29 protein-coding genes are annotated in these 24788 nt (G+C 47.0%); 6 read left to right on the top strand and 23 right to left on the bottom strand.

Annotated features, from left to right (window positions below; genetic code table 11):
• Positions 1–134 precede the first annotated feature (134 nt).
• From rpoS to VT06_RS10200, 10 genes are all read right to left on the bottom strand, one after another.
• Positions 135–1136 carry an RNA polymerase sigma factor RpoS gene (gene rpoS, locus VT06_RS10245; protein ID WP_046554214.1) on the bottom strand — a complete coding sequence of 334 codons (1002 nt, stop codon included), beginning with the start codon at positions 1134–1136 and terminating at the stop codon, positions 135–137.
• Positions 1137–1228: 92 nt separating this feature from the next.
• The gene (locus VT06_RS10240) at positions 1229–1942 is read right to left on the bottom strand and encodes a peptidoglycan DD-metalloendopeptidase family protein (RefSeq protein WP_235357409.1); all 714 of its coding nucleotides are present in this window, start codon (positions 1940–1942) and stop codon (positions 1229–1231) included.
• A gap of 199 nt (positions 1943–2141) precedes the next feature.
• Positions 2142–3032, bottom strand: coding sequence for a DUF368 domain-containing protein (locus VT06_RS10235; protein WP_046554212.1), 891 nt, complete (start codon positions 3030–3032; stop codon positions 2142–2144).
• 32 nt (positions 3033–3064) lie between these two features.
• On the bottom strand, positions 3065–3703 hold the full coding sequence (locus tag VT06_RS10230; RefSeq protein WP_046554211.1) for a protein-L-isoaspartate(D-aspartate) O-methyltransferase: 639 nt from the start codon (positions 3701–3703) through the stop codon (positions 3065–3067).
• Position 3704: 1 nt separating this feature from the next.
• Positions 3705–4457: a 5'/3'-nucleotidase SurE gene (surE, locus tag VT06_RS10225; protein WP_046554210.1), complete on the bottom strand. Its 753-nt coding sequence runs from the start codon at positions 4455–4457 to the stop codon at positions 3705–3707.
• 23 nt (positions 4458–4480) lie between these two features.
• Positions 4481–5524, bottom strand: coding sequence for a tRNA pseudouridine(13) synthase TruD (gene truD / locus VT06_RS10220; RefSeq protein ID WP_046554209.1), 1044 nt, complete (start codon positions 5522–5524; stop codon positions 4481–4483).
• Positions 5521–6003, bottom strand: coding sequence for a 2-C-methyl-D-erythritol 2,4-cyclodiphosphate synthase (ispF, locus tag VT06_RS10215; protein ID WP_046554208.1), 483 nt, complete (start codon positions 6001–6003; stop codon positions 5521–5523). Before ispF ends, truD begins: the two co-directional genes overlap by 4 nt.
• Positions 6003–6728 (bottom strand): 2-C-methyl-D-erythritol 4-phosphate cytidylyltransferase, encoded by a 726-nt coding sequence (gene ispD, locus VT06_RS10210; RefSeq protein WP_235357408.1) that lies wholly within the window; start codon positions 6726–6728, stop codon positions 6003–6005. Before ispD ends, ispF begins: the two co-directional genes overlap by 1 nt.
• Positions 6725–7030: a cell division protein FtsB gene (ftsB, locus tag VT06_RS10205; RefSeq protein WP_046554207.1), complete on the bottom strand. Its 306-nt coding sequence runs from the start codon at positions 7028–7030 to the stop codon at positions 6725–6727. The genes ispD and ftsB overlap by 4 nt, the downstream gene beginning before the upstream one ends.
• Positions 7031–7131: 101 nt before the next feature.
• Positions 7132–7791: a hypothetical protein gene (locus tag VT06_RS10200; RefSeq protein WP_046554281.1), complete on the bottom strand. Its 660-nt coding sequence runs from the start codon at positions 7789–7791 to the stop codon at positions 7132–7134.
• A 107-nt stretch (positions 7792–7898) separates the two neighbouring features.
• On the opposite strand from VT06_RS10200, the gene VT06_RS10195 reads away from it, so the two are divergent.
• Positions 7899–8417, top strand: a complete 519-nt coding sequence (locus VT06_RS10195) for a DUF1569 domain-containing protein (protein ID WP_046554206.1) — start codon at positions 7899–7901, stop codon at positions 8415–8417.
• A 154-nt stretch (positions 8418–8571) separates the two neighbouring features.
• Here the strand turns inward: VT06_RS10195 and eno are convergent, their stop codons facing one another.
• The 3 genes from eno to VT06_RS10180 form a co-directional block, all read right to left on the bottom strand.
• Entirely contained in the window at positions 8572–9864 is a 1293-nt protein-coding gene (gene eno, locus VT06_RS10190; protein ID WP_046554205.1) for a phosphopyruvate hydratase, read from the bottom strand.
• 59 nt (positions 9865–9923) lie between these two features.
• On the bottom strand, positions 9924–11561 hold the full coding sequence (locus tag VT06_RS10185) for a CTP synthase (protein WP_046554204.1): 1638 nt from the start codon (positions 11559–11561) through the stop codon (positions 9924–9926).
• Between the two features lie 214 nt (positions 11562–11775).
• Complete coding sequence (locus VT06_RS10180; protein WP_046554203.1) at positions 11776–12882, bottom strand: alkane 1-monooxygenase; 1107 nt, start codon at positions 12880–12882, stop codon at positions 11776–11778.
• Positions 12883–13125: 243 nt separating this feature from the next.
• Here VT06_RS10180 and VT06_RS17555 point away from each other — a divergent pair, with 243 nt between their 5' ends.
• Positions 13126–14190 carry an AraC family transcriptional regulator gene (locus VT06_RS17555; RefSeq protein ID WP_052750223.1) on the top strand — a complete coding sequence of 355 codons (1065 nt, stop codon included), beginning with the start codon at positions 13126–13128 and terminating at the stop codon, positions 14188–14190.
• Between the two features lie 33 nt (positions 14191–14223).
• On the opposite strand, the gene VT06_RS10165 is transcribed toward VT06_RS17555, so the two are convergent.
• Positions 14224–15162 carry a YihY/virulence factor BrkB family protein gene (locus tag VT06_RS10165; RefSeq protein WP_046554201.1) on the bottom strand — a complete coding sequence of 313 codons (939 nt, stop codon included), beginning with the start codon at positions 15160–15162 and terminating at the stop codon, positions 14224–14226.
• A 92-nt stretch (positions 15163–15254) separates the two neighbouring features.
• A complete protein-coding gene (gene nhaC / locus VT06_RS10160) occupies positions 15255–16661 on the bottom strand; it encodes a Na+/H+ antiporter NhaC (RefSeq protein ID WP_152659011.1) in 1407 nt (468 codons plus the stop codon).
• Positions 16662–16979: 318 nt separating this feature from the next.
• Here nhaC and VT06_RS10155 point away from each other — a divergent pair, with 318 nt between their 5' ends.
• Positions 16980–18128 (top strand): ADP-ribosylglycohydrolase family protein, encoded by a 1149-nt coding sequence (locus VT06_RS10155; protein ID WP_046554200.1) that lies wholly within the window; start codon positions 16980–16982, stop codon positions 18126–18128.
• On the opposite strand, the gene ovoA is transcribed toward VT06_RS10155, so the two are convergent.
• The 8 genes from ovoA to VT06_RS10115 form a co-directional block, all read right to left on the bottom strand.
• Positions 18100–20262, bottom strand: a complete 2163-nt coding sequence (ovoA, locus tag VT06_RS10150) for a 5-histidylcysteine sulfoxide synthase (protein ID WP_052750222.1) — start codon at positions 20260–20262, stop codon at positions 18100–18102. The genes VT06_RS10155 and ovoA overlap by 29 nt on opposite strands.
• A 129-nt stretch (positions 20263–20391) precedes the next feature.
• Positions 20392–21516, bottom strand: coding sequence for a MalY/PatB family protein (locus VT06_RS10145; protein ID WP_046554199.1), 1125 nt, complete (start codon positions 21514–21516; stop codon positions 20392–20394).
• Between the two features lie 472 nt (positions 21517–21988).
• Complete coding sequence (locus tag VT06_RS10140; RefSeq protein ID WP_152659009.1) at positions 21989–22270, bottom strand: hypothetical protein; 282 nt, start codon at positions 22268–22270, stop codon at positions 21989–21991.
• Positions 22271–22390: 120 nt separating this feature from the next.
• Complete coding sequence (locus VT06_RS10135) at positions 22391–22693, bottom strand: hypothetical protein (protein WP_046554197.1); 303 nt, start codon at positions 22691–22693, stop codon at positions 22391–22393.
• A gap of 87 nt (positions 22694–22780) precedes the next feature.
• Positions 22781–23077, bottom strand: a complete 297-nt coding sequence (locus VT06_RS18845; protein ID WP_046554196.1) for a type II toxin-antitoxin system RelE/ParE family toxin — start codon at positions 23075–23077, stop codon at positions 22781–22783.
• A 4-nt stretch (positions 23078–23081) separates the two neighbouring features.
• A complete protein-coding gene (locus VT06_RS10125) occupies positions 23082–23297 on the bottom strand; it encodes an addiction module protein (RefSeq protein WP_046554195.1) in 216 nt (71 codons plus the stop codon).
• Positions 23298–23398: 101 nt separating this feature from the next.
• On the bottom strand, positions 23399–23665 hold the full coding sequence (gene brnA / locus VT06_RS10120) for a type II toxin-antitoxin system BrnA family antitoxin (RefSeq protein ID WP_046554194.1): 267 nt from the start codon (positions 23663–23665) through the stop codon (positions 23399–23401).
• Entirely contained in the window at positions 23652–23918 is a 267-nt protein-coding gene (locus VT06_RS10115) for a BrnT family toxin (RefSeq protein WP_046554193.1), read from the bottom strand. The genes brnA and VT06_RS10115 overlap by 14 nt, the downstream gene beginning before the upstream one ends.
• A 217-nt stretch (positions 23919–24135) precedes the next feature.
• On the opposite strand from VT06_RS10115, the gene VT06_RS10110 reads away from it, so the two are divergent.
• The 3 genes from VT06_RS10110 to VT06_RS18730 all read left to right on the top strand — a co-directional run.
• On the top strand, positions 24136–24360 hold the full coding sequence (locus tag VT06_RS10110; RefSeq protein WP_046554192.1) for a phage integrase N-terminal SAM-like domain-containing protein: 225 nt from the start codon (positions 24136–24138) through the stop codon (positions 24358–24360).
• On the top strand, positions 24344–24658 hold the full coding sequence (locus tag VT06_RS10105; protein ID WP_200897959.1) for a tyrosine-type recombinase/integrase: 315 nt from the start codon (positions 24344–24346) through the stop codon (positions 24656–24658). Before VT06_RS10110 ends, VT06_RS10105 begins: the two co-directional genes overlap by 17 nt.
• 19 nt (positions 24659–24677) lie before the next feature.
• Positions 24678–24788: transposase (locus VT06_RS18730; protein ID WP_200897958.1), on the top strand; the 111-nt coding region annotated here is incomplete at its 3' end.

Raw genomic sequence — 24788 nt, 5'->3', positions numbered from 1 at the left:
CACAAAAGATGCAACTACCACAGCTTAGGATTGCGGCCAATTGTGTTAATGCTACGCCGGATGTTTGAATATACTGATGATCTGACAACGAAAAACGGGCGCTAAAGCGCCCGTTTCCGACATACCACATAGTGTTAATCCTGAAACAGAGTCTCGATATTCAGGCCCTGATGAGTCACAATTTCTTTTAAGCGCCGTAATGCTTCAACCTGAATTTGCCGCACCCGCTCACGGGTTAAACCAATTTCATGACCCACATCCTCTAAAGTAGACGGCTCATAACCCAATAAACCAAAACGACGGGCCAATACTTCCCGCTGTTTCGGGTTTAATTCGTTAAGCCACAACACCAGATGCTGACGAATATCTTGCTCTTGTAGCTCACTCTCAGGCCCCTGCTCTTTTTCATCGGCAATAATATCCAATAACTGTTTTTCTGACGCACCCGCTACCGGCATATCTACCGACGTTATTTTTTCATTGAGCTTTAGCATTTTGCGTACTTCTGACACCGGCCTGTCCAGTGCTGCAGCAATTTCTTCCGGGGTGGGCTCGTGATCCAATTTTTGCGATAATTCTCTGGCGGCACGTAAATAAATATTCAGTTCTTTCACCACATGAATAGGCAGCCGAATGGTGCGGGTCTGATTCATAATAGCGCGTTCTATAGTTTGGCGGATCCACCAGGTAGCATAAGTTGAAAAGCGAAAGCCACGCTCAGGGTCAAATTTTTCGACTGCCCGGATAAGGCCAAGGTTACCTTCTTCAATTAAGTCGAGCAGTGCTAAACCACGATTGATATAACGACGGGCTATTTTCACTACCAACCGCAGATTACTTTCAATCATTCTTTTACGGGCAGCGGTATCACCTTTTAATGACAGGCGGGAAAAGTACACTTCTTCTTCTGCACTTAGCAATGGCGAAAAACCAATTTCTCCCAGGTAAATTTGGGTGGCGTCCATGGCCTTATGACTATCATCTTTAGTAAACACTTCATCCGGCATTGCTTCTTCACCGGCCAATTCTGCCACATCCGGCTCAAGTTCATCATCAAGTGTTGTACTGTCATCGGCTAACTCATCTTCATTTACTAATACTGCTGTTTTTACAACGTCATTACTTTTAAGTCCCATATCCTTTCTCCCACGTCTGCCGGGCCTGACTCAGCTACCTTCTTGCTTTCGTGCTTGAGTTCAAATGCTAACCTTGCTGGCTAGTCTGTTTCTCACGGTAAATATCGTAAAGGGTCAACTGACTTTCCCCGAAAACGGATCTCGAAGTGCAACCGGCTGTCGGTCGCATCAGTACTACCCATTTCAGCAATTTGCTGCCCTACGGTAACTTGCTGTCGCTCAGCGACCAAAATACGTTTGTTATGAGCGTAAGCGCTTAAATAATCATCATTATGTTTTATAATAATTAAATTACCATAACCGCGTAATGCACTGCCGGCATACACAACCTGGCCACTGGCCGCGGCATTAATACGGCTACCTTCCTGTCCGGCAATATCAACCCCTTTATTGCCATGCTCATTGCTTGAAAAACGAGAAATTATTTTGCCTCTAACTGGCCAATGCCATTGCACTTTGTTTCCGCTTTGGGTGTTTTTTGTAGTATTTTTGTTCTCTTTATTTGGTGCAGTTCGAACATAGCCTGTTTGATTTGACGACGCAACAGGTTTAGTGACTTTTGCTGAACTATTTGATTTTACTTGGTTTGAGTTGGCAGGCGCTGCACCAGCAGCCTGCCGTACCACCGGTTTTGCGGTATTTGACTTATTACCGGATGCTTTCGCTACAGTACTACCGGTAATTTGGGACGCAGAGCCGGTAAGTTGCAGCACCTGCCCCGGGTAGATAATATAGGGGCTTCTGATAATATTACGGCTGGCCAGGGTACGCACATCCAACCCGGCCCGAAAAGCAATTGCATACAACGTATCTCCCCGCTGCACCACATACTGGCGGGCTTCCAGAGTGCCACGGTTGCGCTCGCGATAAGGGTTCTCGCGCAGCTCTAAGGTGGTTACCGGCGCTGGTCCTGAACTGGATGTGCAACCACCAAGCGCTAATAGCAGCGCAGTAAACGGTATTACATTCAGCCAATGGCCAGTTATCCGGTTAATATGCCTCTCCTTATTTCTGTGCCGGCGCGGTGCTATTGAATAGCCTTTCTAAGTTCAGTAATAAGGCGATAACTACAATGCCGGCCATTAGCGCCACTGCAGCCAGCAACACGTCATTGTTGGCCACATGCTGCCGATACTGCCATGGGGTAAACATCTGCTGATTATGCTGCCAGGGCCAAATACGATACAACGCGCCCACTACTACGCCGGTAAGTAAAGCCAGCGTAGCATCATGAAAATGCTTGAGTAACCAGTTAAGTAAGCGTGAAAAGCTCAATAAGCCAATAATACAACCACTGGCAAACAACGCCAGTATCGCCAACTGAAACTCAGTAACCGCCAGCACAACCGGGCCATACATTCCAAAAATTAATAATATAAAACTACCCGATATACCAGGTAAAATCATCGCACAGATAGCAATGGCGCCTGCAATAAAAAACATATAAGCAGCAGGCTCGAGCTGCACCGGTGCCAACATGCTGATGCTTATGCCAAACAGCGCACCCAACAAAAACAACCCAAACCGCGCTGCTGACCAGCTAACACTGCGCACCAACACCGGTAACGAGGCCAGGATTAACCCATTAAAAAAAGCCCATAGCGGCACGGGCCGGTGTTCGAGCAAATAACTAATAACACTGGCCAGTGAAAAAATACTCAACAAAATGCCACTAAACAGGCAAAGTAAAAAAGCGCCATCGATGTGTCGCCACAGCTCAGCAAATTTGCCACGGGCCAGCAGCGATACCGCAGCAAGATTAACTGAGCTTATAGCAGCAAGTAATCGCTGATAAATACCCAGAATAAACGCTAAAGTGCCGCCTGATACACCAGGCACCACATCAGCGGCGCCCATCGCCATGCCTTTAATTATCCATTGCAAATAGCTTTTCATAATACGTTGTATTGCTCCATACTGCCTGTTTCCTACCCCAGCTCACCCGGTACCAGAGGTACAAAACGGACGGCTTCAATATCCTGGCTGCTGAAGGTATCCGCATGTCGTTGATACACCCGCAGCACCTGCTCTTTTGTGCCAACCGGAATAACCAGCCTGCCGCCATCGTTAAGTTGTTGCAACAAGGCTGCCGGCACTTCGGCCGGTGCGGCGGTAACAATAATACTGTCAAAGGGTGCTTTGCTAGGCCAGCCTAGCCAGCCATCACCATGCTTCATAGAAACGTTATGCAAATCAAGTTGTTGCAATCGACGCTTCGCTTGAAATTGCAAGGCTTTAATGCGCTCGACTGAGCAAACATGACTAAATAAGTGGGCTAAAATAGCCGTTTGATAACCCGAGCCGGTGCCAATTTCCAGTACCTTACCGGGGGCTTTGTCTAGCAATAGCAACTCGGTCATTCTGGCAACAATGTACGGCTGAGAAATTGTCTGGCCCTGTCCTATCGGTAAAGCGGTATTTTCATACGCCTTGTGCGCCAGAACCGGCTCGACAAACAGATGGCGGGGCACCTGGGATAAGGCTTTTAATACCGCGCTATCGCGAATACCTTCACTTTGCAATTTTTGCGCTAAAACCGCGGCACTGCGTGCTGTTGCTACTGCCATATTACAAGGTAATCCCCGCTAACCATTGCCGCAGCGTATCCATGCTTTTATAGGCTGACATATCTACATGCAGTGGTGTAATAGACGCATAACCATTGGCAATGGCATAAAAATCGGTGCCTTCGCCGGCATCTAACTCCGGACCTAACGAGCCATACCAGTATATTTTACGACCCCAGGGATCGGTATCGCTGCTCATGGTTTCGGCTTTATGTCGCCGGCCGAGCCGGGTAACCATTATGCCTTTTAACTGGTCCATAGCAATCGCCGGCACATTAATATTAAGAATTTGATCAGCCGGTAGCGGATGTGACTTCAGCTTTTTTATTACTTCGATAGTAACATGAGCCGCTGTCGCAAAATGGGCTTCTTCCCGTCCCGCCAATGACACAGCAATTGCGGGCAACCCTAAATGCCGGCCTTCAGTCGCCGCCGCAACGGTACCGGAATAAAGCACATCATCGCCCAGATTTGCACCATGGTTAATGCCGGCAACCACTAAATCAGGCGTATGATCCAGCAGCTGGCTAATCGCCAAATGAACACAGTCTGTCGGTGTACCATTTACCGCAATAAAGCCGTTCTCAAGTGTCTGCGTTCGCAAGGGGTTTAATAGCGTCAACGAATTACTGGCACCACTACAATTGCGGTCTGGCCCTACCGTGGTAACGTCAGCAATTTTACACAATGCCTGCTGCAATACCTGAATGCCTTTGGCGTAGACCCCGTCATCGTTACTTAATAAAATTCGCATCGTTACTCCATTTTTACCAAGAGTTACTCCATTTCTGCTAGCGGCCGGCTACCATCGCGATAGCTGGCTAATTCTCGCAGCACACTGGTGGCAAAACAACCGGCAGGTAAGGCAAAACGTAAGGTAACACTATTGCCATTAATTTCAGCGTTAAGTTGCTGTGGTACTAATCGGATGCTGCGCCTTGCCCCTTGCAAGCGGTAATCAACCAGTCCCTGACACCACAATTGTTGCGGTGCCAGTGCTTGCGCTTCCAACTCTGCTGCCTGCTGGCTTACCTGCACACCATCAATACCCACCAACGGCGCGGTAGGGTGAACATCACCTGCCATTAGTCGCTGTTGCAATGCCCCATCGGCTTTTTCCACCGGAAAAATTGAACCACTGCCATCCAACTGCAGAATATCACCGTCTAATACTTGATTAAACAGGCCTTGTGCAATCCGCGCTGATAGCACGGTATTAAACAAAAAGGAGCGACTGGCCGACAATGCCAAGCCACGTATGGTGCGGTCGATGATGCGCTCGCCGGCAAATAAACTTTTGGCCAGCACCAAATTACCACCTTGGCGGCCGAAACGTTGCTCACCATAATAATTAGGTACGCCGGCTTTAATTAAGGCAAGACGAGCCAACAGCGCTTCTGGTTGACTAACCTGGGTTAGCGTCAGTTGAAAATGATTCGCTTTTAGTGCACCTAAACGCAATTTTCGAAAGTGGCGAACTACCTGCACTATGCGGCTGTCTTCTATTTGCCATTCCTGCCAGGCAAGCTCTTGCTTAATCGGCCATTTAAAACAAAACCACTGCCGGGTGAGAGCATGCCGATCTTTTAGGCCGGCATAACTAATATCGCGCATTCGTAAACCGGTTAACCTGGCTAACTGACGCGCAATATACTGGGTATTTTGGCCGCGTTTTTCGATTTGCAGTAACAGGTGTTCGCCACTGCCGCTGGGGCTGAAATTTAGCTGCTCGTCTACAATGAAATCAGCGGGCGTTTGGCGAATAACAGCGGTAATGTCTGGTTTGCCATAAAGATACTGCCAGTTGGGCAACATTGTCATATTACTGCGACCAACAGCACCACCGCTTCTGCTGCGATGCCTTCTTTGCGCCCAACAAACCCTAATTGCTCGGTGGTGGTCGCTTTAACATTCACCTGACTAATATCCGCTGCTAAATCGCTGGCCAAGCACTGGCGCATGGCGCCAATATGCGGCGCCATTTTCGGCGCCTGAGCCATAATCGTCACGTCCAGATTATTTAAGCGATAACCTGCTCTACTAACCTCGGCAAACACTTTTCGTAATAAAATCCGGCTGTCGATGCCCTTTAAAGTAGGGTCATTATCAGGAAAATGATGGCCAATATCGCCCAACGCCAACGCCCCTAACAAGGCATCAGCTACCGCGTGCAATATCACATCGCCATCAGAGTGCGCCAGCAAACCGTGCGGGTGGTCAATAACTACACCACCCAGTGTTACCGGGCCGTGGCCTCCAAACGCATGCACATCAAAACCATGGCCTATCCGAAATTGCATTAGCAGGTTTGCTCCAAATAATAATAGCCTGCCAGGCTTAAGTCGGCAGGATGGGTAATTTTAATATTGTCAGCCTGGCCCTCAACCAGCAGCACTGGCTGGCCGGCCCACTCCATGGCTGAGGCTTCATCAGTAACAGTAATACCGGCTAACAATGCCTGACTAATCGCGTCTCGCAGTAGTTGTGTTGCAAATAGCTGAGGGGTAAGGGCATGCCACAACTGCTCACGCTCTACGGTTTGCAACACCTTATTTTGCTCCGCAACCCGCTGTGCCCGTTTCATTGTATCGCGCACCGGGCAAGCTAAAATACCACCATGGCCAACCTGCAAGCAGCGGTTAATCAGGTCACTGATATCAGCTTGGCGCACCAGCGGCCTGGCAGCATCATGCACCAATACCCAAGGATATCGCTTTGCGTCAATTTGCTGCAAGGCATTAAGTACCGAGTGTACGCGCTCAGTGCCACCATCAACCCGGTGTAAGGGTGAAGACACTAAAGAGGTAGCGGCAAAGTAAGGGTCGGCTTTATCTAACACCAGCCACAGCTCACCAATAGCAGGGTGACAGCGGATCCGCTCAACACTGTGTTCAAGCAGTGTTTTACCCTTCAGGGTTAAATATTGCTTCGGCATGGCCGCCTGCATTCTGGTTCCCACCCCCGCCGCGGGTATAACCGCCGCAATGGCGCCAATAGCAGGCAAGGTCATGGCGGGCAGCGTCATGGTTTACCCTTTGCGGCATCCTGCTGACTCTCGGTTTGCACCATTCGAAAAAACACTTCGTCTTCACCAATTAAGCCCAGTTCGTTGCGGGCCCGCTCTTCAATGGCATCCAGACCTTGCTGTAAATCAGTCACATCGGCAATCAACAGACGATTACGCTTTTGCAATTCCTGATTACTGGCACGCTGAGTAGCAATTTCATCCAGTCGTTGCAAATAATCAGTAACGCTAAATTGGCCAAACCACAAGCGATATTGCAGTAGGCAAAAAAGAATCAGCAGTGTTGCTCGCAGCAATTGCATAGGCCACTAGTAGTTAGAATAATCGGTTTATTATGCTGGCTTGTATCCGCGCTGCAAAGCCCTAATTCACCCTGCAACAAAAATTAGTGCACTATAATGCGTTATATTAGCTCTCGGGCTACTTGATATGGCTTAGCGTAATTTTGCCAATTAAAGCGACTGGTCAGCAATAATTCACGCAAACTCAATGCTCTGGGTGCTTTTTTATCATTATTCAACCACTGATGCCCGCAACTGGCAGCTGTTACAATGGCTTTGTTAGGTTTTAACAAAAATTTACTGCTGTTAATGTTTTCAAGCGGCGTACCATTAAAACTAAACCAGCCATGTTCGTTACAATGCAAACGCTCGCCCGCATGATCTACTTCGTCGACACTATCAAGCGCCACTTGTTCAAGAGTCAGTTGTTCAATATAAACCGGCACAATTAAACCCGGCTTGGCCGATTTAAGGTAGAAATTAGCAATAGGATCGGCCTGCTGTTTTTGCGCCGGACAGCGGCTTAACTGTTTATGAAACCAGGAAGCATTTTGGCTGTCTAGCTGCAACACACTGCGGTAGGTGACAATGTTAGCCGCAGCCCGTCGAATATAAAAGGGCAAGGCCGCCAGCCGTTTTTGTAATAACGGCAGCTGCTCAGGGTTAAGTTTAGCCAGACGCAATAACTCACGTTCATACAAAGCATTACACAGCTCGGTATACGTTTGGTTATCGCTGGATACCTGCCAGAAATGTGGCTGGTTACTTATAGGTTCAATCATTCGCTGATGGTAGCCAATCGGCTGCATTTTGTAAAAGCAAAAAGTGGCCGGCTGCCTATAAAAAATGCTAGTTTAACGCTTTAAGAAAAGGGTTGCAGTAATAGCTTATGAACCGTCGTCAATTTTTACAGGCCAGCGTGCTGGCACCGGTTGCTATAGTGCTGGTCACTAAGCTGGTTGCTACTATCAGGCCCTATCCGCTGTCAGGCATTTTGTTGCAATTACGGGCATTGCCGCCACAGCGTTTAAGCAGTAGTGGCGAGTGGAATGTCAGCCAGATTTTGCAGCATTGTGCTCAAAGTGTCCGTTATTCTATCGACGGCTACCCCAAGGCGCGCTCGCTCTGGTTCCAGAATAGTATCGGCAAGCTAGCCATAAATGCCTTTGCCGCAACAGGCAAGTTGCACCACCCCCTGAATGAGCCCATCCCCGGCGCGCCGACGCTAGCGCCAGAGCTACCTAATGATGTTGCCCTACGGGAATTAATTTATACTGTTCAACAATTTATGGATTGGCAAGGCGAGTTACAACCGCATTTTACTTATGGCAGCCTTAGCAAAGCCCAATATTACAGCGTGCATTACCTGCACTTGCAAAGCCATTTAGATCAAATCAGTGTTAGCTAATAACTTCAGGGTTATGCCTGGCCCATCGTTAGTCCATCGTTAGCTCATCGTTAATGACCGGTTATAAAGCACAACGCCACCTTGCGGTGGCGTTGTAGTTTGCATAGCGTCAGCTTGAAGGCAATGGTTACGAGCGGTCACTACTGAGCTATATTTACTGCCCTTTAATTTCGCTACGACCTTTGTACGGCGCTTTAGTGCCGAGCTCCTGCTCAATGCGCAGTAACTGATTGTACTTGGCAACCCGGTCTGAGCGGCATAGCGAGCCGGTTTTAATTTGACCGGCAGCGGTACCTACCGCTAAGTCGGCAATAAAGGCATCTTCGGTTTCGCCACTACGGTGCGAAATAACGGCAGTAAAGCCGGCGTCTTTTGCCATTTTAATCGCCGCCAGCGTTTCGGTTAACGACCCAATCTGGTTAAACTTAATCAGAATTGAATTAGCAATACCCTGCTCAATACCACGGCTTAAAATTTTGGTGTTAGTAACAAATAAATCATCGCCAACCAATTGCACCTTGCTGCCAATTTTATTGGTTAAATCTTGCCAGCCATCCCAGTCGCTTTCATCTAAGCCATCTTCAATCGACACAATAGGGTAACGCTCGGTTAAACCGGCTAAGTAATCATTAAAGCCAAACGAGTCAAAGCTTTTATTCTCGCCACCTAATACGTACTGGCCATCTTTGTAGAACTCAGTAGCGGCACAATCGAGCGCCAGGGTAATGTCTTTATCCATTTCATAGCCGGCAGCCTTTACCGCTTCAACAATAACCGTTAAAGCTTCTTCGTTTGACTTTAAATCTGGTGCAAAACCACCTTCGTCACCCACAGCCGTATTCAGGCCACGCTTTTGCAGCTCTTTCTTCAAGCTGTGGAAAATTTCCGCGCCCATTCTAAGCGCTTCAGCAAATGTTTTGGCGCCGACCGGCTGCACCATAAATTCCTGAATATCTACGTTATTGTCAGCATGCTCGCCGCCGTTAATAATATTCATCATTGGCACTGGCATGCTGTAAACACCAGGTGTACCGTTTAAATCGGCAATGTGTTGATACAACGGAATTTTTTTGTCTGCTGCTGCCGCACGCGCTACCGCTAAGGACACGGCCAGAATGGCATTGGCACCCAGTTTGCTTTTGCTGTCAGTGCCGTCTAAATCGATCATTATCTGGTCAATTTCAGCCTGCTTGTAAGCATTTTTGCCCTTAAGTGCCGCCTGAATAGGGCCGTCAATATTAGCAACCGCTTTGGTCACGCCCTTACCTGAATACCGGCTTTTATCGCCATCGCGCAGCTCTAACGCTTCGCGTGAACCGGTAGACGCACCTGATGGTGCACAACCACGGCCCATGGCACCGCTGGCCAGGTATACATCGGCTTCTACTGTTGGGTTGCCGCGCGAGTCCATAATTTCACGGGCAATAATTTTTAAAATATCAGACATGTTTTAAGTCCCCTGTTCTAAAATGAAAAAACCGGGTTCTCCACCCGGCTTAGCAAACGTTATTCGCGTTGTTTTTTCTGAAACTTATAGGCGGCAGCGACAAAAGCCTGAAACAGCGGGTGGCCATCACGCGGGGTAGAGTTAAATTCAGGATGAAACTGACCGGCAATAAAAAACGGATGTGACGGTAGCTCAATCATTTCCACCAGTTGGTTATCGGCAGATAAGCCCGACACCACTAAGCCAGCCGCTTCTAATTGTGGCCGTAAGTTGTTATTCACTTCATAGCGGTGCCGGTGCCGCTCCTGAATAACCGCTTTACCATAAATTTCCCGGGCCTTGGTATTATCGACCAGATTACAGTTTTGGCTACCCAGGCGCATAGTACCACCCAAATCAGACTCATCGGTTCGCGTTTCGACAGAGCCGGCAGCGTCCAGCCATTCAGTAATTAACCCTACTACCGGGTAAGGTGTGTTTTTATTAAATTCAGTTGAATGCGCATCGGCCATATCAGCAACATGGCGGGCGAAGTCAATTAGCGCCACTTGCATGCCCAAACAAATACCTAAATAAGGCACGCTGTGCTCGCGGGCATATTGCGCCGCCAGTATTTTACCTTCTATGCCGCGTTCGCCAAAACCGCCCGGCACCAAAATGCCGTCAAGCCCGGTTAGCATGGTGGTGCCTTTACTTTCAACATCTTGCGAGTCAATATACTTAATATTTACGGTAACCCGGTTTTTCAACCCGGCGTGACCCAGTGCTTCATTTACTGATTTATACGCATCTGGCAGCTCAACATACTTACCTACCATACCAATAGTAATCTCACCCATCGGGTTTGATTCCTGATACAACACTTGCTCCCATTCAGCTAAATCGGCCTCTGGCGCGTCAATATGAAAACGCCGGCAGACTAGATCATCCAGGCTTTGCGATTTTAACAGCGCCGGAATTTGATAAATACTGGACACGTCTTTTAACGAGATAACGGCTTTTTCTTCAACATTGGTAAATAAAGCAATTTTAGCCCGCTCGTTTGCCGGAATAGGCCGATCGGAACGACACACCAGAATATCGGGCTGAATACCAATTGACCGCAGCTCTTTTACCGAATGCTGGGTCGGTTTGGTTTTTATTTCACCGGCAGTGCCTAAATATGGCACCAGCGTCAGGTGCATATAAAGCGTACGCTCACGTCCTACTTCGGTGCCCAGCTGGCGAATGGCTTCTAAAAACGGTAATGACTCAATGTCACCAACCGTGCCGCCAATTTCAACCAATGCAATGTCGTAACCTTCAGCGCCCTGAATAACCCGGCTTTTAATTTCGTTAGTAATGTGTGGAATAACCTGAATGGTTGCACCTAAATAATCACCACGGCGCTCTCGGCGTAATACTTCGGCGTAAATACGGCCCTGCGTAAAGTTATTCAGTTTAGTCATTTTAGTACGAATAAACCGCTCATAGTGGCCAAGATCGAGGTCGGTTTCAGCGCCGTCTTCGGTAACAAATACTTCACCGTGCTGAATAGGGCTCATGGTACCCGGATCGACGTTAATATAGGGGTCAAGTTTGAGGATGGTAACCTTTAAGCCACGCGCTTCTAATATCGCTGCCAGCGACGCTGCGGCAATGCCTTTACCTAAGGAGGAAACCACGCCACCCGTCACAAAGATATATCTTGTAGTCATGAGACCCCTGAGACAATGTTAATCAATAGAAGAAACCAAAACTGCAAAACACCACGCTGCCGGTGCTGTAGCACAGGGCGGCGTTGGGTGTGCAAGAATTGGTATCAGGACGGGTGAAAAGTATAGCAAAGGCTTGGCAGCCACTCAATGTAAAGCTGAAGGCTAACCCGATTTAATCACATTAAGGCGGCGGCAATGAAGGAGAGCACTGGCATTAGCCGGCGGCATCAGTATTTTGCCCGTAACGACTATCCCATTGCTGTAATTTAGGGGCCATTAAACGAAACCATAGCGGTGGGACCAGCGTCAGTAACACAGAGCCTAAATAGCCGGTGGGTAAGTCAGGTGCATCAGGGTAGGCTTTTAACTGATAAAACGGCAGTTGCGAGCGGGCATGATGGTGTGAGTGCCGGGTAAGATTAAAACTGGCCCAACTGCTGACACGTTTAGTGCTATTCCAGCTATGATAAGGCCGCACCGGCTGGTGTAGTTGGCGCACAATGCCATAGTGTTCAATATAATTCACCACTTCTAATAACGCCTTGGCCAGTGTCGCGCTAACACAAAACACCAATAAACCCGGCCAACCCGCCAGACTAAACGCCACAATGCACAACGTTAATGTCATACCTACCCCCCGTAAAAACCGGTTATGGTAACCAAATAGCGCCTGTTGTTGCCGCACTAAACGCTGTTTTTCAATGGCCCAGGCACTGACATTGCCGCCTACCGTAGAGCGCACGATATGCTGATAAACCGTGCGGCCGCGCGGGGCAGTAGCTGGATCTTGCGCCGTGCCCACATAGCGATGGTGGCCATACACATGCTCGATGGCAAAAGAGCAATCGGCACTAAAAGCCAGTAACCAGCGACCTATCAGCATTGCGCTACGATCTGCGGTGCGGTGCGTCAGTTCATGCGCCGGTATAGTACCCACTATAGAAATCAGCAAGCCGGCACCCAACAAAACAGGCAAAAAGTGCCACCATTGATTCGCTTCCCGTGCAGCCAACGCGTTGTAACCGGTCCAGTGCATTACCCACTGACCATAGCCAAATAAATCGTGTTCTGCGACACTCCAGAGCAACAGGCCAAATAACAAGATTACAAAAAATAATGAGCTATACAGTAAACCGTTTAGTAGCCAGGGCATGGCGTATTCAGGCTCGCTGCTATCATCCCCCAGCAGCACATCACCAAGCACCACCACCATTAATACCGCAGTGACGCCCAGCGCCATCCAATAACCGCCAAGGGTAATACCAATTAAAAACGGCAGGGTTAACAGATGAAACAGACTAAATTTAATATATTTTAACATTGTAAGCCGCCACTACCTGTTGGAAGTAACAGCCTACGGCGTTCGCAGCAATAAAGGCAGGGTTACAGCAGCCAAGTTCTGGTCATTTGCGGCCAAGCTCTGCTACTTGCAACAAGAGTACGTTACACTCTACCAAAGCAGTTGCTGCGGCCTTATGCAGGAATATCAGCTCACTATGTTTAACGATAAAATAATAACTATGTTTAATGATCAAATAACAACTACGTTAAACCTAAGACAACAATGAGTGTTAACGACAATATTAACCTTAACAGTAAAAACATTGGTAGCCCGCTGTCTTTACCCAGCCATTATGTGCGTAATTTATTGGATTTATTGCAAAGCCGTGGCGGTAATGTTCAAGCCGTGTTGGCCAAAGCGGGCGTACCGGCAAGTATAGCAGAGCCGTGCGACTCAAGCCTAAGCTGGCAACAATTTCAGGCGATTATTGTGCACTCTTGTGCCAACATAAATGAACCGGCGCTGGGGCTCTATTTGGGCAGCCAGTTAACCATTACCACCCATGGCCTGCTAGGCTTAGCCAGTATTAGCAGTCGCAATGTAGATGAAGCACTGCAATTAATTTGTAAATATATGGCGACCCGCAGCCCCTTGTTAACATTAAACATGCAGCGGCGTAAACAGCAGGTGCATCTTACCTTATCAGAACTGCATCCATTAGACGGCATCCGGCATTTTGTCGTTGAAACCTTCGCGGTGGCGCTAAATGCCATGCTCGATTTTGTTTCAGGCCACCGGTATCGGTTGCGTCAGGTACAGTTTGCTTTTCAACAACCAGGTTACCATGCATTGTACCAGGCTTTTTTCACCTGCCCGGTCACTTTTTCACAGCAAGAACACCGTTTAATTTTTGACGCTACCGATTTAACCCTTACCTCGCCCTGGGCAGACCGGCAAGTACAACACCAGCTTACCGCACAATGCGAACAAGAACTGCAGCGCTGGCAGCAAAGCCAAAGCATTGCCGGGTTAATTCGCTTAATGCTGGGACGAACTAAGGGGCAACCTGCCAGTATTGAGCAAGTTGCAGCTGAGTTGGCTATGTCTAGCCGTACCTTACGCCGGCGGCTTCAGGGTGAAAACACCAGTTACCACAACCTGGTTAATAACTGGCGCCAGCAAATGGCAACACATTATTTGAGTACTACGGTGCTATCGGCCCAACAAATAGCCTATTTGTTAGGCTACGCTGATCCGGCAAACTTTGGCCGGGCTTTTCGCCGCCAACATGGTATTTCGCCACAACAGTTTCGCTTGCAGCGCGGCGCTAATATAAACGTAGTGTAGCAGCCAGCGATGTTTTCCGGCCTTGTTTAAATCTCAGCTCGGCTGCACGTTATCAACCAATTCCCGATGCACACACACCGCCGTGCTCTTGGGGCGGACGGGCTTGCCTCTGCCTTCCAAGTGCGCCCGCGTAAAGGCGGCCCCGAATAGCAGAATTATTGAGGAATAGTTTACCCATAACAGCAGTAGCGCCAGCGAGCCGGCAGCGCCATAGGCCGATGCCGTAGCAGTATAAGCTAGATAAATGGAGATTAGGGAACGGCCCGCCGTAAACAACACAGCGGTAATAAACGCACCAAGCAGCACGTCTCGCCAGGACAGCAGCACGTCGGGCAGGATCTTAAACATCGCTGCGAACAACAGTGTCACCACCAGCAGCGACAACACTAATTCCATGCCCACCATTGCCCAACCAGGAACCGGCAGCCATTCTTCTGCAAACGTCATGACGGCGCGCAAGGCTACTGACAATAGCAGCGAGACCAACAGAATAAAGCCAATAGCCAGAATAATCGTCAATGACAACAAGCGGGTTTTAATAAATAGCCACAGGTTATTCCTGGCAGGACGAGGCGCGACGTCCCAGATCTGATTCAGAGACTTTTGCATCTGCGCGAAAACCGTGGTGGCACCGACTATCGTGGCAACGATCCCAATCAACGCTGGCCAAATGCCACTCTGGTCGATCTGCGAGTTAACCACTGCCGTCTGCACCATGCCTGCCGCATCCGAACCAAGCGTTCCCTCGAGCTGCGCAAAGAGTTGCCCCTGCACAGCGCTCTCGCCCATTACCAAACCGACCAGAGCGACAATTACTACCAGAATAGGTGCGATAGAAAAAACGGTGAAAAACGCCAGCGCTGCGGCGTAAATAAAAGCATGGCTAGCCAGCCAATTTTTGATTGCAGCCCCAAAAATGCTGAACCAGTACTTCACCACCGGCGGGAATTTATTGTAAATCATTAAAACCATAGTCAAAAATGCCTTAGTATTGGAGCAAAAATCGCGCTGTTACATCCAGTATAGACGTTATACGAACTCTGGAAATCATCTACGGTCAATCATTATTTAGTTTTCGGTTTGAGAAGGCCAATGCCAAAGGCGGCCATTGCCACTGCAACAACAGCATTGAGGTAATTGAAAAAAGCATAGGGCGCGAAGTCAAGTACGTCTACCCCCAGAGTAGCCGTATAAAAGGCACCGGCCGTGGTCCACGGAATAAGGCCTGTGGTCATAGTGGCACCTTCTTCAACTGAGCGTGAAAGAATGGCAGGCTCTAAATTTTGTTGCTGATATTTGGGCTTAAACAGTTGGCAACTGAGAATAATTGAAATATAAGCCTCGCCCATGGCAATGTTACCTAAGAAGCCAGACAGAATAGTCGTGGCAATAAGGGTGGCAGTACGCTGCACTCTTTTTATGATACCGGCTAATAATGCGGCAAGAAATCCCGCTCCGTGCAAAATACCCCCTAGCGCGATAGCCATTAACGCCAGCAGCAAGGTCCAGCTCATGCTGCTAATGCCGCCGCGACCAAGCAACGCATCTAAATTGGCGATACCCGTTGATTCGGGGGTATTTTCCCACAGCGCATTAAGCACGGTGATAGGACTTTCTCCTTGATAAAAAATTGCGATGAGCACGGCGAGCATAATGCTGCATGACATTGTCACTTCAGCGGGCACTTTTCTAATACTTAGTACGGCGAGTAAAATCAGTGGTAATAACGTAATCAGCGGCATAAGGCTGTAATGGTTGGCAAGTGCCGTTTGAATTGATGTCACTTCAGTTAAGTTGAGATTTTGCTCGCCATAGTTCAATCCGATCACTAAAAATATGAAAAAGGTCAGGATAAAAGTAGGCGTTGTGGTGAACAGCATGGCGTAAATGTGTCGATAGAGATCAGTGCCAGCACTCATAGCTGCCAAGTTTGTGGTATCTGAAATTGGTGACATTTTATCACCGAAGGTTGCACCACAGACAATCATACCGGCGACTAAAGGCAGCGGAATATTCATGGCAGAGCCGATGCCAATAAAAACTACGCCTAAGGTGCCGACGGTACCCCAAGATGTTCCGGTTGCTACCGACATCAAGGCGCACAGTAATAACCCGACTGCCAAAAACAAACTCGGACTTAACCAGCTAAGGCCATAATAAATAAGAGTGGCGATGGTGCCACTGTGCATAAAACTAGCAATCACCATGCCTATCAATATAAATATATAGATGGCAGGCATGGCTCTGGTAAGGGCGCTAGTCATCAACTCACGAATGTGTTTATAGCCATAGCCTAGACTAAAAGCGTTAAGTCCTACCCATAAAAGACACAGAAACATCAGTGTATGCAGGCTGATCCCCAGACCAAAAAGCCCTCCGGCGATCGTGATAACAATCACGCTAAAACAGATAAGAGACTGCAAAAAACCAGGGCTACGGGGTAAGGTGGGAGTGGTTACAGACAATGGCACACCGTATAGTAACAATTGGGATAATGCTCAGTATATCAGTACAGTGCGCCGCGCTGCACATAATTTGTTATAGCCTCTGTATCCTCGAAAAAGCATTTGCGTTTGTTGGGTTCAAAATTATGGTGGCGAAATAACTGTAGCCTATTGCCTTAAAAAACGTCTGGTTTTGTATAAATTAAGTATGTAGTAATACAACTTACGTTTTTAATAAATATTCACATCGTAAAAATTTATTCATTCGTTATCTATTTGAAATCTATCATTGCGGTATCTAATGTAGGTGCGAGTTGTTTTTTACTGTGTGGTAGAGGCATTATTATGAATCACAAATTTTCTCAGCAGAGTCGTGTTACTTCGGCGCTTAAAACAAGCTTTATTGCTGATGCGTTGGCCATGCCGGTGCATTGGTATTATCAACCAGTGGAAATAGAGCGTGCCTTTACCGGTGGTATTCAGCGCTTTGAGGCCGCACCTGAGTTTCACCCTTCATCTATTATGTCCTTGCACTCCAAACATAAAGGGGGCAGACAGTCGGCTGATAGCGCGTCAAAGGGGCATTCGTCTAAGGGGCATTCAACTAACGATCAGCCGCCGCAAGTGGTAGGCGATGTTATTTTAAAAGATAAGGCGCAGTTTTGGGACAGACCTAATGTGCATTATCATCAAGGCATGCAGGCGGGTGAAAACACCCTCAACGCCCATTGTGCTCGGGTGCTAATGCGCACCCTGGCAAGTTCGCCACAACGCTACGACCGACAGGCATTTGTTAGCGCCTACATTGACTTTATGACAAGCCAGCCGGCAGCGCACCCCGATACTTATGCAGAATCTTATCATCGGGGTTTTTTTGCTAATTTGGCGCAGGGTCGCAAGCCTGAAAATTGTGGAATGATAACTCACGACACGGCATCTATTGGTGCATTGGTGACAATAGCGCCTTTGGTTTTTTCAGAACGACTTAACGGCGCCAGCGCAGCCGAGATAAAGCTTGCCGGTCGAGCGCACTTGGCCCTGACCCATCCTGATGAATCTTTAATGCAGGTATGCGATCGCTACGTGCAACTGTTGTGCGGTTTAATGGATGGGCCTGATGAGGCAGGCGTTAAGGCGCTTTTACTTGAAGCAAGTAAGGGCTTAACGAGTGTGGATTTAGCCGGTCTGTTAAAACGTAACGTGCCCGATAATCAGGTTGTCGGCCAAATGTTTTCAAGGGCATGTTATATTTCAGATTCTTGGCCTGTGGTGCTTTATCTGGCCTGTAAATACCAAATCGACCCTTGGCAAGCACTGCGAGTGAACACTAACTTAGGCGGTGACAATGTACATCGGGGTATAGTGCTTGGAACCTTACTTGGATTGCAAAGCGATGCTGTGGCTACCAGTTGGTTTGAACAACTGGCAGTCCACAAATTAATTGCTCAGGAAATTGAAGCGCTTATTAGCGTGGCAAGCGCTCCCAAATTGTAAGTTCAGACAAGGTATGCTGAAACTTGTGCTGAGTTTCACGGATCACAAAGGGTACTTTTTGCGGCTCACCCACTAGCGTAAAGTGGCTTGATAGATGATCTTTCAAGCCATCTAATGTGCTGTAGTTTTCACCATCTTTTTTAAAACCCCCTATCCACTCTTCCTTGGGAGTATGTTCTTCCAGCCACGTATAAGGCGATGCAATAATAAGCAAGCCGCCATCATTGATGCGCTGTGCCATATCCGCCAGAAAACGGCTTGGCTGGTAAAGTCGGTCAATCAAATTAGCTGCCAGTACTACATCATAACCCGTAAATTGGGGTTTGAGGTTACAGGCGTCGCCTTGATGAAATGATACACGGTTGGCGTAGGCGTCTAGTCCTAACTGTTGTAGGGTGCGAGTATGATAACTAACTAATTCGCCTTCCTCGACACGGGCATAACGCACTTCGCCTTGCTGCGCCATTTTAGCCGCGAGGCGGGTAAAATTGGCTGAAAAATCAATGCCATCTACTTTATCGAACTGACGGGCCAACTCAAAACTTGCCCGACCACACGCACAGCCTAAGTCCAGTGCTTTGCCGGTGGCTTTGCCCTTAATAGCCTCAAGTGCAATATCGGCTAAGGCTTTAGGAAAATTATCTACACCATACCAGGTGTCACCAAAGTGAAACTCAGCATATTCTGACAGAAGCAGATTACTTTCGTAGTAAGCCTTAGAAGACGTCGCCTCAACATTAGTGGCAATATAGCGAAATCCGGCGTGCTGCGAAAAGTGACGTCTAAACGCATAGCGTGCCGATAGCCTCGCTTCGTTACCACTTGAAATCCATGAACCCCCTTTAATAATATTGTGTTTACCATCAAAAGTAGGCGTGGTGAAATCGTCGTAAAGTGGGTGAACTTTAAAGTTGTCGAAGGGATAAATAGGCGTTTCAGTCCATTGCCACACGTTGCCCACCACATCAAACCAACTGCCATGTTGATGTCGCGTTACCGGGCAGCATGAGGCGAAATGATCGAGATGCAAGTTAGCCTCGGCCTTGCTGTTACCCAGCTCTTCAACGCCCGCTTGTGAGCATAAACGGTACCATTCGTCTTCAGTTGGCATACGAATTTTTTGCCCGGTTTCTACTGTTTTCCATTCACAAAACGCTTTCGCTTCATGATAGTTAACTTCAGCAGGCCAGTCCCAAGCCATATCAATTTCTTCGGTCATTAGGCGTAAACGCCAGCCATTGTGCCAACGCCAAAATGTCGGGTGTTTCGCCTCAGTATACTGCCGCCAGGCAAGGCCTTCATCGCTCCAGAAACTATTTTGCTCATAACCACCGTCCTCAATAAACTCAAGGAACTCCTGATTACTGACTAAATATTGGCTGGCTTTAAATTCAGCAACCTCTGCCTTATGTTGGCCATATTCGTTGTCCCAGCCATAGAAGGCACTATCAAAGGATTTGCCAAGATTAACTGAGCCGGCGGCAACGCTTATTAGTTTGTTCTTTGGGGCCTGGCCAATATCTTTGCAAGCTGGCCATTGAGGTAAAGGCTTTACTTTGGCCAGTTCATGTTGGCGAATAAGTACCGACGACGTTTCAAGGTGAATACGCTCGTGCTCAATACCCATAACAATAGGCCACCAGGTATTTTCCCAATCAATGGGTAGGACAAGGTGCAAGCTATTAATTAAGTTTAATACGGTGGCACGTACTTTGGCGCGGTAATCTTTTACCGCAGAAACGCTGGGCCAGTCGTAATTTTCTTCAGACAAATCATCCCAGCTCATTTCATCAACACCCACAGCAAAAACAGATTCCATGTGCGGATTAATCCGCTCGGGTATCAGTTTTGCCAATAGTAGCTTGTTGATGAAAAAAGTTGCCGTATGCCCAAGATAGAAAATAAGCGGGTGGCGCAAGGGTATAGGTTTTTGATAGAAACCCATATCGTCGCGCAAGCAATCAAAAAGGCGCGTGTAGGTATCAAACGTGTTGGTGAAGTAAAGCGCTATTTCTTTGCGCTTATCATCCACGGTGCCACTGTTTAGTTTTGGTGTTCTGCGCAGCGCTACAGAATCAACGAACGTTGCAGAGCGTTTAGCCATTTCTTCAGCAGTTTGTATAGGTAATGTCATCGTCAAACACGTTCCTTTAATATTTTATTATACCGTTATACGACTAAATACCGGATAAAGGCTCAAACTTTTTCCTTATATTGATATTATTTGCCAAGAAACCACTGTTTTGCCGGCGGAAAAAACGTTTCAGCCCTGCAGTTTTTTAATGGCTTCGACTAAATAATCTCGTGAGCAACCGAAGTTCAAGCGAAAACAGTTTTTATCACCAAAATCTTTGCCCGCCGATGGACCAACACCTTTAGCTTCACACCACGCTTGCGTATCGGTGACGTGCAAACCGCTGGCATCTACCCACAATAAAAAAGTAGCGGCAGGTGAGATGGCTTTTAAACCTGCAATTTTGTTGATTTCAGTCACTAAATAATCGCGATTTTCTTTTAAATAAGCCACTTCTTGTTGATGCCACTCATCGCAATACCTGAAGGCCGCGTTCGTGGCGGTAAGGCCTGTTACTGTTACCCAAGGTACTATGCCACGGGCGGCATGGTTAAAGGCCGCTCTTAATTTTGCGTTTGGAATAATAGCAAAAGAGGTGCCTAAGCCAGCGACATTGAAGGTTTTACTGGCGGCCATTAATGTTACTGAATGCTCTGCCAACTCTGGGTGCGCACTGGCGGGTAAATGCGGCACGTTATCTAAAATTAAATCACAGTGTATTTCATCAGAGCACAGCATAACGCCGTGTTTTCTGCAGATGGTGGCAATTCTGTCTAGCTCGTCTTGGTTTAATACTGAGCCCACAGGGTTCATTGGATTACACATGATAAACAAGCTTGCTTTAGGATCGGCTGCGGCCTCTTCTAAGGCATTAAAATCAAGTGTCCACCGACCTTCCACTTCAACCGTGCCTACACAGGTTCGATTTAAATTATTAATAGCCGGTGCCGCCAATATGGGAGGATAATTAGGTGTTTGTACAATAATCGTATCACCTGCCTGGCAATAAGCTTGAATAGCCACATTAAATGCGGGCACTACACCCGGCGTCCAGACTAACCAACTGGGGTCAATTTTCCAGTTATACTGGCGTTGACACCACGCCACAACGGCCTCGGTGGCATCGGTATCGTGAGCCGGTAAGGTATAACCTAACAGGCCGTCGTCAATGCGCTTATGTAAGGCCGATAAAATAGGCTCAGCACAGCGAAATTCAGTATCCGCAATCCACATAGGCAATATGTCTGTGCCTTTATATCTTTCCCATTTATACGCTTTTGACCATGTACGGTCTGGTTTATCACTGAAGTTCATTGTGCATCCTTTGATCATTAATGTAGCAGATAACCGTCAATTTAGCCTGTTACTGGCAACCTTTGCTTTAGGTTAAAACACAAGTGGGCATAACCCAAGAACTTGTAGGAATATGACATGCTTTGTTTGTCTAGGGAGTGATTTTATCCTGTGCTTTTGGACACCGGGCATGTGCAACAACAGGGTAAAGTCGCGGCAGCGCGCGACCTATGTTTGTTTATTATATGTTTTATGCAGCAATTAAATTATCCATGCTAAAACGACTACAAATAAAACACAGCAAGTGATTATCAATGCTTTCATAGACCTAACACCTGCCACAACGGCTTGGGTGAATTGGCGGCATTTTTGCATCTTTTTGCAAAACGGTGACAGTTTACCCAAGTCTGCTTGATGGCACTTGTTAGGAATTTAATGCTTTGCTTGGTCATAAAAACCTGTTCTAGATATTCACTTTTAGTTATCTTAAAATTTACTCAAATACTCTTACATGTGGGTATTTAATTGAACTCTCTAGATTATCACAAAGAGAATCCAGCTCTTCTTGCAAAGACTCACTTTTTACTTCTCTAATTGACCTGCAAAGATCGCCAACAATATTTTCTAGCCAATATTTGTCTATATGAAGAAGATGCAACCCTGATTTACCCGATATTGGTAAGAATATTTTTTCTTGATCTGGAAACGGGTATCCGTATTTTAAGATTAATTTTGCTTCTCTTCCTGTAATCTCGACTTCGATATTCTCTGACATCATGATACTCGTTTAAATACTTAACCTTTGAATAGTAGACGATTTTTTAAGCCTCAACGCCGAGTTAAGCGGTGCGCCCGCGCTCTTCGGGAACATTCGTCTTCAACGCCTTGTTATTTGTCACTCAACTATTCTGCGCTTTTTTAGACTTAACCGTTGACGCGAACTAAAAATATGATCCTTAACGTTTTCACAAATCAAATAAGCATCTAACTCGACCGACAATAAACTTGAGCGTGGATTTATCTCTAAAATGCCAATATCACCAAGGCTTGCTGATAACAGTGCTGTTTTACCACTTGGTAAAAAACTTGAATCGTGATCACGCAAATCACCATCCACGTAAAGCTTCATTCCGCGAATCCATGTATTTACTACTAGAATCCTGTGTTTATCAACATTAAAAAGAAACTCTTTTCTCATTTGTTTACTCCTATACCAAATGACACATAACACTTAACATAAGCGGCGTTTTGGCGCTCTTCCAAAATATCCAACTTCATGTTTTTGTTAGTTGCGATCATACCAATACCCCGGTTGGCGGTGGTTGTGCATGATAGCAACTACAAATATTGTTTCATCGTTTAGCACTTTGTAAATAACTGAGTATGGGAATCGGCTTAACACGAACCGTCTATGGAATTTGCCCATCTTAGGCCACGTGTCAGGTAAAGATTGAATTGAATGAACGGCTTCATCTAATTCTTGAATAAAATCACGCCCTAGGCCATCAAATTGCTCTTGATACCAATCAAATGAAGTTCTCACCTCTTCTGATGTCGCGGGGTGAAATAATATCGGTAACATTGGCCTATAATTCTTGCTTGATTTGAGTCCAAGTCATCGGCTCGACTTTACCTAGCTCCAACTCAGCACTTCTCTGTTCAGCCAGCGAAACCCATTCTTTCTGGACATCATCATCAGAAGTGCTATCCATTGCTGAAAGCAAACAGTGAGCAGCTAAAGCTTTTTCTTTTGTGCTTAGTTGTCCCATATTTTCCAGCAAATACTTGAGAGCTTCCGACATAAATTATTCCTAAACATTTCGTCAAATACATACTAGCAGTTTACCTACATATTCGTAATTAAATTCTAGTTTCAGCAACTAACACCTACATAAGCGGCGATTCACCGCTCTTGTGAATTGTCCGTCTTCATGTTTTTGTTAGCTTCCTGGGACTCTAACCGCTCAACTAACCACATCTTAATAATAGATTGTCGAGTGACACCTATCCTGCTAGCTTCTCTATCGAGCGAGCTCACGACCCACTCAGGGAAATCAACGTTGATGCGCTTTTGTTTATGATTAATACGTGTGGCTGTAGATAAATCGAAGTGCTCAAGTACATCTTGTTGATTTTCATCGAATTTACGATCAAGTTCACTTGCTTTCATAGACATTAACCTCATTCTTTCTAGAACGTCTCACTGAGATAATTCTAATTTTCAATTGTCGATACATAAAGATAGCAGACCAATGCTTGTCATAAAGTCTAGCGATTAATAAGTATCTAATTTCGCCGCGCTCATCAGCTTCCAGCGTAATCGCCTCGGGGTCACTCCACAGTTTTTTCGCGACTTCAAAAGAAATGCCGTGCTTATCTTCATTACTTATACTTTTGGAGATATCGTATTCAAATTCGCGCATGAGTAAAAACTACTCCTTTTTTACTCAGCTGGCAAGAAATGTCGAGGAGGAAGGAAGTTAACGCCCGTCACAAACGCGAGCAACTTGTTGCGAGTCGAGCGCCCAAAGGGCACGTTTTTGATGGCGCTTGTTGAACGAAGCCGCTCTGCGGCAGAGTGGATCTTCAGCTGTACTTCTTATGCCCTTCAATGGTGAAGGCTCTATAAGGAGTATTATCATGAATACCAACCAGCAACACCGCTTTAATAATTTGTATCAAGAATATCTTAATGCGTTAATCTTGCAAGGAAAAAGTCCTAAAACGGTGGATATGTATAGCCGCTATTTGCGCCAGGTCTCAACCTTTTTTGACACCTGCCCCGATGCGCTTACCGCCGCTGAGCTTAAAGGCTATTTCTTGTCCTTGGTGGAAACCAAATCCTGGAGTGCCGCATGTCCGTGACGGCAAGCCCATGGTGATGGATAAAGACGGCGTGCAGAAAACCATTAAAATCGTGGCGAAACAATGTGGGATAAGCAAAAACGTCCATGTGCATACCTTGCGTCACTCCTTTGCCACCCACTTGCTGCAACGGGGCGTTAGTTTACGTGCCATTCAAACCCATTTAGGCCATGCCAGCCCCATCACTACCGCCCGCTATACCAGAATGACTGAGGAGGTGACACACAAAATGGTCTGGAACTATTTTGAACATCCGCAGGATGGCCCGGAGGGGGAAATACATGAATGTATTTCATAAAACAGTGCACTGATGATTAATGACATGCTTAGCCGGCTTAACCGCCGTGTTGCACACCCATGCCCGTAATCTGGATTATCATCCGCATGTACACCTGATTGTACCGGCTGGCTGCTTGAATAAACGCCGA

It is taken from the genome of Arsukibacterium sp. MJ3 (assembly GCF_000987765.1).
GTDB lineage: Bacteria > Pseudomonadota > Gammaproteobacteria > Enterobacterales > Alteromonadaceae > Alishewanella.
This window is presented reverse-complemented; position numbering and strand designations above follow the sequence as displayed.